13 protein-coding genes are annotated in these 14,932 nt (G+C 70.9%); 10 read left to right on the forward strand and 3 right to left on the reverse strand.

From position 1 onward, the window contains the following. The first annotated feature begins 3 nt into the window (after positions 1-3). From L632_RS0106620 to L632_RS22165, 5 genes are all read left to right on the forward strand, one after another. Positions 4-552 (forward strand): cytochrome b, encoded by a 549-nt coding sequence (locus L632_RS0106620; protein WP_028712899.1) that lies wholly within the window; start codon positions 4-6, stop codon positions 550-552. A 167-nt stretch (positions 553-719) separates the two neighbouring features. Continuing rightward, positions 720-2,321: a glucan biosynthesis protein gene (locus tag L632_RS0106625; RefSeq protein WP_036697511.1), complete on the forward strand. Its 1,602-nt coding sequence runs from the start codon at positions 720-722 to the stop codon at positions 2,319-2,321. Positions 2,322-2,659: 338 nt separating this feature from the next. Next, positions 2,660-4,204: a glycosyl hydrolase gene (locus L632_RS22160; protein ID WP_036697513.1), complete on the forward strand. Its 1,545-nt coding sequence runs from the start codon at positions 2,660-2,662 to the stop codon at positions 4,202-4,204. Continuing rightward, a complete protein-coding gene (locus tag L632_RS0106635; protein WP_028712897.1) occupies positions 4,201-4,938 on the forward strand; it encodes an HAD family hydrolase in 738 nt (245 codons plus the stop codon). The genes L632_RS22160 and L632_RS0106635 overlap by 4 nt, the downstream gene beginning before the upstream one ends. Positions 4,939-4,972: 34 nt before the next feature. Further along, the gene (locus tag L632_RS22165; RefSeq protein WP_036697515.1) at positions 4,973-6,259 is read left to right on the forward strand and encodes a glycosyltransferase; all 1,287 of its coding nucleotides are present in this window, start codon (positions 4,973-4,975) and stop codon (positions 6,257-6,259) included. 272 nt (positions 6,260-6,531) lie between these two features. On the opposite strand, the gene L632_RS0106645 is transcribed toward L632_RS22165, so the two are convergent. Both L632_RS0106645 and L632_RS0106650 read right to left on the reverse strand, forming a co-directional pair. Continuing rightward, positions 6,532-7,260 (reverse strand): hypothetical protein, encoded by a 729-nt coding sequence (locus L632_RS0106645; RefSeq protein ID WP_028712895.1) that lies wholly within the window; start codon positions 7,258-7,260, stop codon positions 6,532-6,534. Between the two features lie 2 nt (positions 7,261-7,262). Next, positions 7,263-8,717, reverse strand: coding sequence for an amidohydrolase family protein (locus L632_RS0106650; protein ID WP_028712894.1), 1,455 nt, complete (start codon positions 8,715-8,717; stop codon positions 7,263-7,265). A gap of 955 nt (positions 8,718-9,672) precedes the next feature. Between L632_RS0106650 and L632_RS0106660 the strand changes: the two genes are divergently transcribed. The 5 genes from L632_RS0106660 to L632_RS0106680 are packed head-to-tail and all read left to right on the forward strand — an operon-like array spanning position 9,673 to position 13,860. Continuing rightward, entirely contained in the window at positions 9,673-10,419 is a 747-nt protein-coding gene (locus tag L632_RS0106660; RefSeq protein WP_036697517.1) for an energy-coupling factor ABC transporter ATP-binding protein, read from the forward strand. Further along, positions 10,394-11,011 (forward strand): energy-coupling factor transporter transmembrane protein EcfT, encoded by a 618-nt coding sequence (locus tag L632_RS0106665; protein WP_028716520.1) that lies wholly within the window; start codon positions 10,394-10,396, stop codon positions 11,009-11,011. Before L632_RS0106660 ends, L632_RS0106665 begins: the two co-directional genes overlap by 26 nt. Positions 11,012-11,015: 4 nt before the next feature. Then, entirely contained in the window at positions 11,016-11,591 is a 576-nt protein-coding gene (locus L632_RS0106670) for a biotin transporter BioY (protein ID WP_028712890.1), read from the forward strand. After that, positions 11,588-12,751, forward strand: a complete 1,164-nt coding sequence (locus L632_RS0106675; RefSeq protein ID WP_028716521.1) for an AMP-binding protein — start codon at positions 11,588-11,590, stop codon at positions 12,749-12,751. The genes L632_RS0106670 and L632_RS0106675 overlap by 4 nt, the downstream gene beginning before the upstream one ends. Beyond that, positions 12,748-13,860 (forward strand): thiolase family protein, encoded by a 1,113-nt coding sequence (locus tag L632_RS0106680; RefSeq protein ID WP_028712888.1) that lies wholly within the window; start codon positions 12,748-12,750, stop codon positions 13,858-13,860. Before L632_RS0106675 ends, L632_RS0106680 begins: the two co-directional genes overlap by 4 nt. Before the next feature lie 196 nt (positions 13,861-14,056). Here the strand turns inward: L632_RS0106680 and L632_RS0106685 are convergent, their stop codons facing one another. Next, positions 14,057-14,731 carry a nitroreductase gene (locus tag L632_RS0106685; protein WP_028712887.1) on the reverse strand — a complete coding sequence of 225 codons (675 nt, stop codon included), beginning with the start codon at positions 14,729-14,731 and terminating at the stop codon, positions 14,057-14,059. Positions 14,732-14,932: the final 201 nt, after the last annotated feature.

The raw sequence follows: 14,932 nt of genomic DNA on the forward strand, positions 1-14,932 counted from the left end.
CCGATGACCGAGCCCGCATCCGGTTACCGAACGCCCGCCCGCCTGTTTCACTGGATCGTCGCGCTTGCCGTGCTGCTGATGATCCCGGCGGGGCTGACCATGACGCGCGAGGGGCTGGACCGCGGCTTGCAGGATGCGCTGTTCATCTTTCACAAGAATACCGGCACGCTGCTGATCCCGGTGATCCTGGCGCGGATCGTCTATCGCCGCCTGCATCCGCCGCCGCCCCTGCCGGCCTCGGTCCCCGGCTGGCAGCGGCGGGCGGCCGCGGCCTCGCATGTGGCGCTGTATGTCCTGCTGTTGGTCATGCCGCTGAGCGGCTTCGTGCGGGTGCGGGCGGGCGGCTTTCCCATCGAGTTGCTCGACGCGATGGGCGCCGGGCCCTGGCTGCCGAAATCCGAGCCCCTGGCCGCCGCCGCGCAGGGGCTGCATTTCATCGCCGCCCTGCTGCTGATTGCGCTGCTGGCGCTGCATGTCTCTGCCGCCCTGCATCATGCGCTGGTGCGCCGCGACGGGGTCTGGCAGCGCATGTGGCCGCCCGGCGGCGGGTGAGGGCCTGCCTGCTGGGATGGGGCCTGGATCGCGGCCCGCCGGCCGCGACCGGCCCTTGTCTGCGGCGGCGATCGGCAAGACTTGGCCAATGCGGGATCGATGCCTTGAAATACCGCCCCGGCTGGGCCTCGATGGCAAGCGACTGAATCACCTATCCTTGGGGCAACATGTATTCGCAAAAACTTCTCCGTCGCACCGTGCTGCAGGCCGCTCTGGGGGGCGGCGCCTTCTTCCTGCTGCCCCGGATCGCGCGTGCGGCGGACAGCATCGCCGGCGATGCCGAGCCGGAGGCGTTTTCCTTCGAGGGCCTGACGGAGCGGGCCCGGGCGTTGGCAGAGGCCGCCTATCGGCCGCCCGAGATCGAGGAGGCCGAGATCCTCGAAGAGGTGGATTACGACCGCCACAACGAGATCCGCTTTCGCCAGGACCGGGCGCTCTGGGGCGACGAGCCGGCTTCGTCACAGGTGCGGTTCTTCTTTCCCGGCCGCTATTTCAAGCAGCCGGTCCACATCCATGCGCTCAAGGACGGGATGGCGACAGAGATCCCCTTCTCGCTGGATCTCTTCGACATCCCCGCCGACAATCCGGCGCGTCGGCTGGCCCGGACCGACGGCTTCGCCGGCTTCAGCGTCATGGATGCGGAAACCGGGCTCGACTGGATGGCGTTCCTGGGCGCCTCCTACTGGCGGACCTCGGGCTATAGCGGCCAGTTCGGCCTCTCGGCCCGCGGCCTGGCGATCGACACCGCCATCCCCGACGGGCCCGAGGAATTCCCGCTTTTCACCCATTTCTGGCTGGAGCCGGAAACCGACAGCGGCATGACCACCTATGCGCTGCTGGACAGCCCGCGCGCGACCGGCGCCTATCGCATCGTCTCGCGCCGCGGGGCGGGGATCGAGCAGGACGTGACCGCCCATATCTTCATGCGCGAGGGCGTCGAGCGGCTGGGCATCGCGCCGCTGACCTCGATGTATTGGTTCGGCAAGAACGCACCGCATATCGCGCCGGACTGGCGGCCCGAGGTCCACGACTCGGACGGGCTCGAGATCCTGACCCATACGGGCGAGCGCATCTGGCGGCCGCTGAACAATCCGCCGCATACCATGGCGAACGCCTTCAGCGCGCCCTCGGTCAAGGGCTTCGGCCTGATGCAGCGCGAAAGGAATTTCGAGGAATATCAGGATGACGGCGTCTTTTACGAAAAGCGCGCCAGCGCCTGGGTCGCGCCCAAGGGCGATTGGGGCGACGGCGCGGTCACCCTGGTCGAACTGAGCACCGATGACGAGATCCACGACAATATCGTGGCCTTCTGGCAGCCTGCCGTTCCGCCCGGCCCCGGCGAGGAATACCGGCTGGACTACCGGCTGTCCTGGCTCGAGGACAGCCCGCTGGCCGGCAGCACCGGGCAATTCGTCGCGGTCCGCATCGGCGCCGGCGGCGTGCCCGGCCAGCCGCGCCCGCAGGAGACGGTGAAGATCGTCTGCGACTTCGCGCCGGTTTCGCTGGAATCCGGCGACAAGCCGCATCTCGACATCACCGCCTCGCGCGGGGTGGTGTCCAACGACGCGGTCTATCCCGTCGTCGGCCGCCCGACCTGGCGCGCCATGTTCGACCTGGGCTTCGGCGGACCCGAGGAGCTGATGCCCCGCGACGACAGCCCCATCGACCTGCGGGTCTTTGTGGCGAGATCCGAGGACGCGGTCACCGAGACCCTGCTGCTGCAGCTGTTTCCCGCGCAATTGCGGGCCCTGCTGGCCAGCAGGCCCTGACCTGGCGGGCGGGTGGCCTTGCTGCGCCCGCCGCATACCGGCACATCGGTGTTGCGCGGCGGGCGCGCTCCGAAAGCCGCGGGCTCGGGGCAGGATAGGGAGCAAGCGCAATCGGCGCGGATCGGCCAGCCTCGCGCCGCCGGCCGCCCGATTGCAGCAGGTCCTTCGGCCCATAGCCCCGCAGCAGTTGCACGCCCGCCGTAGCGGCCGCGGACGGGCACCGCCATTCCGCGCGGCCGACCTCCGGCGGGATGGTGCCGGCGGATCCGCGTGGCACCTTCGGCGGCGGGGCAGAAAACGGGGTTTACCTTTGCGCCCGGGATCGGCAAGTTCGGGGCATGTATGCTTCGCACGGCTTCCTGCGCTCGGACATCGGCGACGTCGACGTGGTGTTTCACGAGGGCATCTATCATCTCTTCCACCTCGTCCTGCCGAACCATGATTTCATCGCCCATGCGGTCAGCTCCGACGGGCTGTCCTGGCGGCGGGTGAAGAACGCCTTCTTCGTCGGCGATCCCGGCGAATGGGACGACGACATGCTCTGGACCATGCATGTCACCCCCGACCCGGACCGGCCGGGCCAGTGGCGGATGTTCTATACCGGCCTGACCCGTGCCGAATTCGGCCGCATCCAGCGGGTCGGCATGGCGCGGTCCCCGGATCTTTATGCCTGGACCCGCTGCGAGGCGGCCTATCCGCTGGAGATCGGCGGCCCGCATTACGAATCCGGCGTCGAGGAGGGGCGCCACTGGGTCAGCTTCCGCGACCCGTTCTTCTTTCACGAGCCCGGCACCGGCACCCGCCTGCTGCTGGCCGCCGCGCGGGTCAAGGACGGGCCGGTGATCCGCCGCGGCTGCGTCGGCCTGGCGCGCGAGGTTGCGCCCGATCGCTTCGAATTCGGCCCGCCCCTGCACCGGCCGGGGCTTTACGACGATATCGAGGTGCCGAACCTGTTTCATTTCCACGGCCGCTATTACCTCATGGGCTCGATCCGCGAGGATACCAAGATCCATTACTGGTATGCCGATGGCATCGAGGGGCCCTACGAGAATTTCAGCGACGACGTGCTGCTGCCGCATGGCAACTATGCCGGCCGCATCTGCCGGGCCGGCGACCGGCTGCTGCTGTTCAGCTTCTTCAGCAAGACCGAGCTGCTGATCAACGGCCATGAATTCATCAAGCGGCTGCTGCCGCCCCCCAAGGAGATCGTCGCCCTGCCCGACGGCCGGCTGCGGCTGAAATCCTTTCACGGCTTCGACGCGCTGGTGACCGACCGGCTGGCCGTCGACAGCGCGGCCGAATGCCGGCTGCTCTGCGGCAATCCCACCGCCTGGGCCGAGATCCGCGGCGACAGCCTGTCCATCGGCAGCCATAGCGGTTTCGAGGCCTTCCTGCTGCCCGGCCAGCACGAGGAATTCCGCCTGCGGGCCGAGATGACCCTCAAGGGGCCGGGCAAGACCGGCCTGATCCTGCGCGCCAGCGACGAGGGCGACGGCTATCACCTGTCGCTCGATTGCGTGAACGGCATCGCGCAGATGCGCGCCTGGGGCGCCAATCCCACGCCGGAATTCGAACACGCATTCCGCTACAAGTCGCTGCAGGAGGCGCGTTTCCGCAGCTCGGCGCATGGACCGTGGCGGATCGAGGTGGTCGCGCATGGCACCTATCTGGAACTGTCCATCGACGGCCATGTGGTGCTGAGCCTGGTCGATGACAGCTTCCTGTGCGGCGCCGTGGGGTTCTGGACCGAATCCGCGACGCTGGGGCTTCGCGATGTGACGCTTGAGACCCTGAGCCGACCGGTCAGCGAACATGCGCCCGAAATGGTCTATACCACCACCCAGGCACCCGAGCTGCTGGCCGGCGCCGGGGCGGGCGAATGAGCGGCGGGACCGGGCAGGGCCCCTGGCTTCTGGTCAGCGATGTGGACGACACGCTGACCGGCGACCGGCCGGCGCTGGAGCGGCTATGGACGGCGGTGCGGCGCCATCCCGACCGGCTGCGGCTGGCGCTGAACTCGTCGCGGCCGGCGGCCAGCGTCGATGCGACCCTGGCCCGGGAATTCCCCGCGGATTTCGCCCCCGACGCGATCATCACCGGCATGGGCACCGAGATCCGCGTCGCCGGCGCCTGGCTCGAGGACTGGTCCGCCCGTTTCCGGCAATGGCCGGCCGAGGCCGTCTTCGCGCTGGTCTCCGGCATGGGCTTCGCCCCGCATCCGGCCGAGTTCCTGACCCCCGGAAAACTCAGCTTCGCAGTGCCCGATGCCGAGGCGCGCGCCCGGGTGCTGGAGGCGCTTGCCGCAGCGGACCTGCCGGTGCGGGCGGTGTTTTCCGGGCAAAGCGATCTCGACCTGCTCGCCCCCGGGGCCGGAAAGGACGCGGCAGCGCGGTTTCTTGCCGAAAGGCTGGGCATTCCGGCCGAGCGCATGGTGGTGGCGGGGGATTCGGGAAACGATCTGGCGCTTTTCGACGTTGGGTTTCGCGCCATTGCCGTCGGCAATGCGCGGCGGGAACTGATCGAGGCCATGCCCCGAGGCAAGAGCTATCGCGCGCGGGCGCCCCATGCGGCGGGTGTCCTGGAGGGGCTTGTCGCGCTGGGCATCCTGCCCGGCTGACACACGGCCGCAACAAAAGAGAGGAGACGAGAGCATGGCCCAATCCGTGGGTTCGCTGCTGATGATTTCATTGCATGGCTATGTCGCGGGCTCGCCCGAACTGGGCAAGCCCGATACCGGCGGCCAGGTGGTCTTCGTGCTGGAACTCGCCAAGCGCTTCGCGCGGCTGGGCTACAAGGTCGACGTGATGACCCGGCGCTTCGAGGACCAGCCGGCCGAGGACATCATCAACGACAACCTGCGCATCTGGCGCATCCCCTTCGGCGGCCCGGATTTCATCCGCAAGGAGGACATGCACGACTGGTATGGCGATTTCATCACCAACGCCCTGGCCGCCATCCGCCGCCGCGAGCTGCGCTATGACGTGGTCAACAGCCATTACTGGGATGCCGGGGTCTGCGGCCAGAAGATCGCCGAGGAATTGCAGATCCCGCATATCCACACCCCGCATTCGCTCGGCTGGTGGAAAAAGCACGACATGCACGGCGCCACCGCCGAGGAGATGGCGGGCTATCGCTTCGACGAGCGTATCCAGAAGGAATTCGTGCTTTACCGCAACTGCGATCACGTCATCGCCACCTCGGAGCAGCAGGTCGACCTGATCGTCGCCGAATATGCCCTGCCGCGCGAGCATATCACCATGATCCCGCCCGGCATCGACGAAAACCGCTTCACCCCCGCCACGCCCGACAAGGTGGCCGCGGCGCGGGCGCGGCTGAACATGGGCCCCTCCGACGTCTATGTCGTTGGCCGCGCCGCCGAGAACAAGGGCTACGACCTGATCATCCAGGCGCTGCCGGCGCTGAAGGTCCTGCAGCCCGAGGCGCGGCTGGTCCTGGCCGCCGGCGGCAATTCCGAGGCGGATTTCGCGCTGATCGACGAATGGAAGGCGGTGGCCGCCGAGGCCGGCGTCGCCGATTTCATCGACTGGCGCGGCTATGTTCCCGACGAGGAGCTGGTGGATTATTACCGCGCCCCCGGGGTCTTTGCGCTGCCCTCGCGCTACGAGCCTTTCGGCATGACGGCGGTCGAGGCGATGGCCTGCGGCACGCCCACGGTGACGACGATCCACGGGGGCCTGCACGAGCAGGTCGAATTCGGCCGCCACGCGCTGGTGGCCGACCCGAAGCGGCCCGAGGAATTCGCGGCGATGATCAACATGCCGCTGCAATATCCCTGGCTGCGCGACGTGCTTGCCGTCGAGGGCGCGCGCTTCGCCCGCCGCGTCTTCGGCTGGACCGGCATCGCGCGCCGGACCATCGCCGTCTTCGAGCAGTTCCGCGGCCGCTACGACGCCTATCAGGCCGATTTCCAGCCCTAGCCCGGGCCGCGTGCCGGTTGGCCGGGCGGATGCGCGGCTTGGTCGGCCCCGGGCGCCGAAGAAGGGGCCGATCAGCCCGGCGAAGCCCTGTCCGCCGTCCCCCTGTCCAGGGGCAGGGGTGACGGGTGGCCGGATCCCATGCATGTGCCGCGGTTCCGCGGGTCAGACCATCGGCTTTGCGACCTTGCCGATGCTGGCGCTGGCGACCGGCCCGGGGCCGGTCGCGGCGGCCTCGGGTCGCGCGGACCGGCGCGGCGGTCTTGGCGGCAGGTTCAGAAGCGCCAGGTCAGGCCGAACAGCGGTCCGGACATGGTCACGTCCATGCGCGTGCCGCCGCTTTCATAATCGACGTTCAGCATGCGATAGCCGGCCGAGATATAAAGGTTGTCGTTCGCCTGCCAGTTGGCGGTGGCGACGATCTGGCTGGTGCTTTCGGAACCGGCGCCGAAGCCGCCCAGATCGGCGTAAAGGATGGCCGACCAGCGCGGGGCCAGCGCGACATTGGCGCGCAGGGCGACGATGGGATCGACGAAGCTTTCCCGGGGCGAGGCCGTCCTTGCGCCTGCGGCGACCGAGATGCTGCTCTTGATGCTCCAGGCGCGGGCTCCGGCCAGCAGGTCCACCGCCACGCCCTCGGCCTCCAGGGCGCGGTAGCCGGCCAGCAGCGTCAGCGACCGCTGGGTCAGCTTGCCGCTGGCCGGCAGGCCGGGCGGAACCAGCCCCTCCCTCGAACTGGACGACCAGCTCAGATCGCCCAGGATCACCAGCCGGTCGCGCCGGGCATAGCCGGACAGGAAGAAGGCGCCGTCCAGATCCTCCAGCACATCCGAAAAGGACTTGTCGAAGGACAGCGTCGGCGCGCCCGCGCGCGGGGTGAGGTCGCCCCCGAGCCCGGTCGCCCAGACATAGGGGGTAAGCTGCCCGGCCCAGTCCTGCGCCGTGGCGGGCAGGCCGGCGGAGAGGGCAAGTGCGGCGATCGCGGCTGGCAGCAGGCGTTTCATGGTCACCCCCCGAGGCTGTTCTTGAAGATGCGGCCGCCCTTCACGATCAGCCGCAGGTTGTCGGTATCGGCCAGCCAGTCGAGGCCGGCCTCGGCATCGCCGTCGATGACCAGCAGATCGGCCAGCGCCCCCTCGGCGATCACGCCCAGCGGCCCGTCATAGGGCGCCCGCGCCCCCGACAGCGCCAGCAGCTCGCCCGCCGCCCCCGTCGCGCGGTGCAGCGCCGCCAGCGGCGACATGAAGCGGGCCAGCTTGGTCAGCTGCCGGCCCTGCGATTCACCGCCGCCATAGAGGATGTCGGTGCCGAAGGCCCAGTTCACCTTGTGCTTGTCGGCCCATTCGAAGGCGCGCATCGTGCCCTCGGCCACGGTCTTCTGGGCCGCGACGGCCTTGGGGTCGGTGTATTGGTTGGCATCCTCGTCGGCCAGGAAGGGCTGGATCGACCACCAGGTGCCGCTGTCGGCCATCAGTCGGACGGTGTCCTCGTCCGCCAGCTGTCCGTGCTCGATGGATTTCACCCCGGCCGCGACGCAGCGCCGGATCCCGGGCGATGTATAGACATGGGCGCAGACATAGGTGCCCCAGTCGCTGGCGGCATCCACCGCCGCGCGCATCTCGGCCTCGGTGAACTGCAGCGATTCGAGCGGGTCGTATTGCGAGGCGACGCCGCCGCCGGCGGCGATCTTGATCTGGCTGGCGCCCTTCATCAGCTGTTCGCGCGTGCGGCGCAGGACCTCGGGCACGCCGTCGGCCAGCCCCGACATGCCGGCGGCGCTGGCGTAATCCGCCGGGTCGGCGGGCATCGTCGGCAAGCTGTTCGAGAAGCGGAAATCGCCGTGCCCCGAAGTCTGCGAGATGATCGCCCCCGCCGGAAAGATGCGCGGGCCGGTGACGACACCGCGATCCACCGCCGCCTGCAGGCCGAAGGCCGGCCCGCCCACGTCGCGCACGGTGGTGAAGCCGCGCATCAGCGTGTTGCCGGCCTCGCGCCCCGCCATCAGGTGCACAAAGCCGATGTCCTGCGTCATGGCGGCGATCTGGCTGACCGCGACCAGCGTGGTGTGCCAATGCGTGTCGATCAGGCCGGGAATCACCGTGCGCCCGCCGCAGTCGATGCGCTCCGCCTCTGCCGGGCCCTGGCCGGGCGCCGGCAGCGCGGCGATGCGGTCGCCCTCGATCAGCACCTCGACGCCCTGGCGCAGCGACAGGGTGTTGCCGTCGAACAGCCGCAGGTTGGTCAGCAGCAGCGGCCGCCCCGCCGCCTGGCCGCGCGCCGGCTTCGGTGCCAGGCCGAAGCCCGCGAACATGCCGGTGACCGCCGCCATTCCGCCCAGCATCTGGCGGCGCGAGATGTCGGCCTCGATCCGGCGCATCGCGGCCAGGGTCTCGGGCGCGCCGCAGCGGCAGAAACGCAGCCGGCCGCTTTGGGCAAAGGATTGAAAACAGGTCTGACACATTGCCGATCCCCAAGGTCCCCCGGTGACAGCCCCGACCGGATGGGAAGCCCGGGAAGGCGAGCGCCATGCGCTTTTGCCAAACCTGCCTGCTGAACCGGGACGGCGTCAAGAAAATCCCGCGCGCACAGGCGCTTCCGCCGGCCGGGCCGCGGCGCATGCGGCCCGCGCCGCCGGCCGGATCGGTGCCGAGACGGCGCCCCGGCTGCGGCGCGCCGGACAGAATGGCAGGCTGCGCGGGCAAATTTTCTATTGAAATCAATGGAATAATTTGGCGCGTTGTTCCCGCCCGCCAGAGGAGAGGGCGCAGATCATCGGCAATGCGGACCCGGCCCCGGACCGCCCGGACTGCCGGAATGCTGGGCTCGTCCCGTTCCGACCATTCCGGGGCTTGGCTCCGATCAGATACCTCCAGGTCTCGCAAGATGCGGATGGCAGGCACCCGAAAGGAACGGCTTTCCCATGGGAGGGGAGGACATGGACCGCATTGCAAGGCAAGTGGACTGAGCAGGAGGACCGTTTCGGGTCGCCCGGGTCGGCTTCAACCGCCGGATGGCGCTGCCTACGGCGCTGGCGGTTCATCTGTGCATCGGCATGGCCTATGGCTTGCCGGGGGCATCTGGACGACGGTGAAAAAGGCGCGCTCGGCCATCAGATCGAGGACCCTTTCGGCACGGCGCCCAACGCCCTGCCGCCCGATTCGGTCAGATGCACCGTCGAGTGCGAGATGCTGGCGGCGCTGGACATGCAGGCCCCGGGCGGAAAGGTGCGCCCGGGTAAGGCCGGTCGCCGGCGCAGGGTTCCCGTCCGGTCCGCTGCATGAACCGCAAAGGGGCGGGCGCGCATGCCGGGCGGAGGCTGCCCCAGATCCTGCATCGGGGCTTCTCTGGCCGGGCGTTTGCGCTTAAACGGGCCCGGGACCTTCCGCCCGCCGATGCAGCAAGAGAAACACCCCGGGATGCAGGGATCGCAGAACGACAACGCCGATTTCGCCATCCGGCTGGACGACCTGGGCTACGAGGCCGGCGGGCGTCCGGTGCTTTCGGGGGTGACGCTGCATTCCTCGGCCCGGCGCATCGGCGTGGTGGGCCGGAACGGCTCGGGCAAGAGCACGCTGGCGCGGCTGCTTGCCGGGTTGCTGGCGCCGACCAGCGGGCAGGTCCGCGTCGGCGGCCACGACCTCTGCCGCGACCGCCGCGCGGCGCTGCGGACCGTCGGCATCCTGTTCCAGAACCCCGAGCACCAGATCATCTTCCCCCGCGTCGCCGAAGAGATCGCCTTCGGGCTGCGCCAGCAGGGGCTGGACAAGGCGCAGGCGGGGGCAAGGGTCGAGGCGGTGCTGCGGTCTTTCGACAAGCCGCATTGGCGGGACGCGCCGGTTTCGGCCCTGTCGCAGGGACAGAAGCATCTGGTCTGCATGATGGCGGTGCTGGCCATGCGGCCGCGCCTGCTGATCCTGGACGAACCCTATGCCGGGCTCGACATCCCGACCCGGCGCCAGCTCGGCCGCTATCTGCACCGGGCGGAAACGCGGCTTTTGCACATCTCGCACGAGCCGGGCGATCTGGAAGGCTGCGACGAGCTGTTCTGGCTGGATCGCGGCCGCATCGTCGCGCAGGGCGCACCCGCCGCGGTGCTGCCCGACTTCACCGCCGAGATGATCCGGCTGGGGGACCTCGATGATATCGCTGACCTCGCCGGTTGAGACCCGCGCCCATCGCTGGCCCGCGGGGCTGAAGCTGGGGGCGCTGTGCCTGGCCTCGACCGGGCTGTTTCTGCTCCCGGGCCTTGCCGTCCATGCCGGGGCGCTGGCGGCGGTGCTGGCGCTTTACGCCGCGCCGGGGCCGGTCTTCCTGCGCGCCGGTCTGGGCAGCCTGCGCGTCGTGCTGCCCTTTGTCGTCATCCTGCTGGCATGGCACGCGCTGACTGGCGACATGCGCCAGGGCCTGCTGATCACCCTGCGCATGGTCACGCTGGTCGCCCTGGCCAATCTGGTCACCATGACCACGCCGCTCGAGGATCTGGTGGCGCTGATCCGCCGCCTGACCGCGCCGCTGCGCCGGATGGGCCTGCCGACCGGGGCGCTGGAGATCGCCGTGCCGCTGGTGATCCGCTTCACGCCCGTCCTCGTCTTGCGCGCCGAGACGCTGGCCGAGGCGTGGCGCGCCCGCTCCCGTCGCCGGCCGGGCTGGCGGCTGATCCTGCCGCTGACCCTGCAGGCACTGGACGACGCCGATCATGTCGGCGAAGCTTTGCGGGCGCGGGGCGGCGCCCTTGGACCCTCAGGATCGGAGTAACCGCATGGAACGCAATATCGCGCAGATCGCGCTTTTCGCCGCGATGATCGCGGCGTTGGGGCTGGTGCCGCAGATCACCCTGGGTTTCGGCGTGCCGATCACCGCGCAGACGCTGGGCGTCATGCTGGCCGGCGCGGTGCTGGGTGCGCGGCGCGGCGCGGCGGCGGCGGGGCTGTTCCTGCTGCTGGTCGCGCTTGGCCTGCCGCTGCTGGCCGGGGGCCGCGGGGGCCTTGGCGTCTTCGTCTCGCCCACGGCGGGCTTCGCACTGGGCTTTCCGGTCGCGGCCTTCGCCACCGGGCTGTTCGTCGAACATGTCCGGCTGCGCTCGGCCGGGCTTGCGGCGGGGCTGGGCGCGGTCTTCGGCGGCATCCTGGTGCTCTATGTGCTCGGCGCGGCCGGGCTGGCCGTCGTCAGCGGCAAGGGCCTGGCCGAGGCCTTCGGGCTGGTCGCGGTCTTCATCCCCGGCGATCTTCTGAAGGCGGCGATCACCGGCATGCTGGTGCAGGCGCTGGCCCGGGTGCGGCCGCAGACGCTGGCCTGGCATCGCGCCGACGCCGACGGGGCCCAGACGCGGCTGTGACCGGGGCGGCGGGCCAGGGCTTTGTCCCCGCCCGGCCGGGCGCGGTGCTGGGCTGCGGGGCGCGCGGGCAGAATGCGGCGGCGGTCGCCGCGCTGCTCGACTGTCTGGCGCGCGGCCTGCCGATCCATGCGAGCCTGACGGGCATCCGCCCTGCCGGTCCCGCACCCGCGCCGATGCTCTGCTGCCAGAGCTCGGGCTCGGGCGGGCGGGTCAAGACCATCCGGCGCAGCCATGGCTCATGGATCGCCAGCTTCGAGGTCAACCGCGCCGCCTTCGGCCTGTCGGCCGGCGACCGCTATGCCGTTCTGGGCCAGCTTGGCCATTCGCTGGCGCTTTACGCCGCGCTGGAGGCGCTGCATCTGGGCGCAGGGCTGCTGGTTCTGGCCGGGGACGGTCCGCGCAGCCAGGTCCGGCAGCTGGCCGAGGCGGGCGTGACGGTGCTTTACGCCACGCCCAGCCAGTTGCGGCGGCTGCTGCTGGCGGCGGGGCCGGGCGGGCTGCCGGCGCTGACGCATGTGTTCTGCGGCGGCGGCAAGCTGGACGCGGCCTGCCGGGCGGGGATGGCGGCACTGTGCCCGAACGCCGCGATCCGCGAATTCTACGGCGCCTCCGAGACCAGCTTCATCACCATCGCCGATGCCGGCACGCCCGAGGGCTCGGTCGGCCGCGCCTATCCCGGGGTGCGGCTGCGGCTGGATGACGAGGGCCGGATCGGCGTCGCCAGCCCCTATCTGTGCGAGGGCTATGCCGAGCCCGACCTGCCGCCGCCGCCGCGCCGCGGCGGCTACCTGTTCACCGGCGATATCGGCCGGCTGGACGCGCGGGGCAGCCTGTTCCTGCGCGGCCGGGAAAGCCGCATGGTGACGGTGGCCGACCAGAACCTGTTCCTTGAGGATGTCGAGGCCGCCCTGGCGGCGGCGGGCGCCGGGCTCTGCGCGGCGCTGGCGGTTCCCGATGCGCGGCGCGGCCATGCCGTCGTCGCCGTGGTCGAAGGCGCCGAGGACGAGGCTCTGGCCGCCCGGCTGCGCCGCGCCTGCCGGGACGGGCTGGGCGATCACGCCGCCCCGCGCCGCATCCTGTTTCTGCCGCGCCTGCCGCTGCTGGGGTCGGACAAGCCGGATCTCGCGGCCCTGGCCCGGCTGGTCGGCGCCCCGCCATGAGCGAGGCCTTCATCGTCGCGGCCCGGCGCAGCCCGGTGGTGCCGCGCGGCGGCGCGTTCCGGGCGCTGGAGGTCCACCAGCTTGCCGCCCCGGTGATCCGCGACCTGCTGCGCGATGCCGGACTGGCGCCCGGCGATGTCGACGAACTGGTGCTGGGCAACGCTCTGGGGGCGGGCGGCAATCCGGCCCGCGTCGCGGCGCTGGCGGCGGGGCTGCCCGAGCGGGTGGCGGGGCTTTCCATCGACCGGCAATGCTGCGGCGGCATGGATGCGGTGCTGCTGGCCGAGGCGCTGATCCGCGCCGGCCGGCATCAGGTCGTCCTCGCCGGCGGCGCGGAAAGCTATTCGCGCCGGCCGCTGCGGCTGCGCAGCGATCCGGCCGGCGGCCCGCCCGTGGCCTATGACCAGCCGCCCTTCACGCCCTGGCCGGACCGCGACCCGGACATGGCCGAGGCGGCCGAGGCCATCGCGCTGCGGCTGGGCATCGGGCGGGCGGAACAGGACGCCTGGACCGTCGCCAGCCATGCCCGCGCATTGGCCGCGCAGGACCGGATGCGGGCCGAGATCACGCCGCTGGCGGACATCGGCGCCGACCCCTTCGCGCGGCGCATGACCCTGCGCACCTGCGCCCGCGCGCCGGTGCTGGCGGGCAGCGTCACCGCCGCCAATACCGCCGCGGCGGCCGATGGCGCGGGGTTCTGCCTGCTGGTCTCGGGGGCCGTGGCGCGGCGGCTGGCGGCGCCGCGGCTGCGCATTCTGGCGGGGACGACGCTGGGCGCCGATCCCGAGCTGCCCGGGCTGGCACCGGTCCCCGCGATCCGCGCGGTGCTGGATGCGGCCGAGCTGAAGCCCGAGGCCCTTTCGGCCGTCGAGCTGATGGAGGCCTTCGCCGTGCAGGCCATCGCCTGCGCCCGGCTGGCCGGCCTGCCCGAGGCCGCGATCAATCGCGGCGGCGGCGCGCTGGCGCGCGGCCATCCCATCGGCGCCTCGGGCGCGATCAATCTGGTGCGGCTGGTGCACGAGCTGGACCGCCCCGGCCAGCGCGGCCTTGCCGCCATCGCCGCCGCCGGCGGGCTGGGCAGCGCCGCGGTGCTGGAGCGGCTGGACTAGGCCGAAGCCAAGGCGGGCCGGGACCTCGGTTCGGGAAACGCCCGACGGATGGCCGAGGAACCGGGTCGGCGCCGGTCGACGCCGCCCTGCAGGCCATGCCTGCCCGGACAGAGGATGTCGCGCCCCGGCGCGGGTTCTTGCGGGCGATCGGCGGCCTGCTCCAAAGCGCGCCCGCCGGGCCGTGGATGCCGCCGGGCTAGAAGCCGCGGAAGCTGGTATAGGCCGGCAGGTCCTCGCGCCCGGTGCGCAGGCGGTTCTCGGGCGCCTCCGGGTCCGGCCAGCCCAAGGCGATGCCGCAGACCACCATCTCGTCCCCGGGCAGGTCCAGCAGGCGGTGGATGGTGGGGCCGTAATTGGCCAGCGCGCCGATGCCGGTCGCCCCCAGCCCCTGCGCCTCGGCGGCCAGCAGGAAGCCCATCAGGCTCATCCCCAGGTCCATGAAGCAGCCCTTGCCCATGGCCCGGTCGATGGTCACCACCACGCCCACCGGCGCGCCGAAAAAGGCATAGTTGCGCCGGAACTGCTGGCGGCGCCCCTCCAGATCGCGCCGCGCGATCCCCAGCGCCTGGTAAAGCGCATAGCCCGCCGCCCGCTGCCGCGCTTTCAGCGTCGCGGGCATGGGGTCGGGGAAATAGGAATATTCCGCCGTCTCGGGCAGGCCGGCATCGATGGCCGCCTGAAGGCCGCGCACCAGATCGGCAAGCGCGGTTCCGGTCAGGACGTGAAAGCGCCCGGGCTGCAGGTTCGCCCCGCTGGGCGCGGTGCGGGCGAGGCGGCAGATCTCCTCGACCGTGGCGCGCGGGACCGGCTCGTCGCGATAGGCCCGGACCGAGCGCCGGCGCCGCATCAATTCGCTGAAACTCTTGTGCATCCCTTGCCTTGCGCATTCGCCCGGAGGCAGGCGCAACCTGTCCGATGCCGGGCGGGGCGTCAAGCCGGCGGTCGCCGCTCGCGGGCGCGAAGGGGGCGGCCGGGAAGGGGCCGCGGGTCCATGGCGGCCATGGCGTTGCGCCGGGGTAAACCGTGGGGCAGAGCGCAGCTATTGCATGCAGGTTACTGGGGCAGGAGGAAA

This window comes from Paracoccus sp. J39 (assembly GCF_000518925.1).
Classification (GTDB): domain Bacteria; phylum Pseudomonadota; class Alphaproteobacteria; order Rhodobacterales; family Rhodobacteraceae; genus Paracoccus.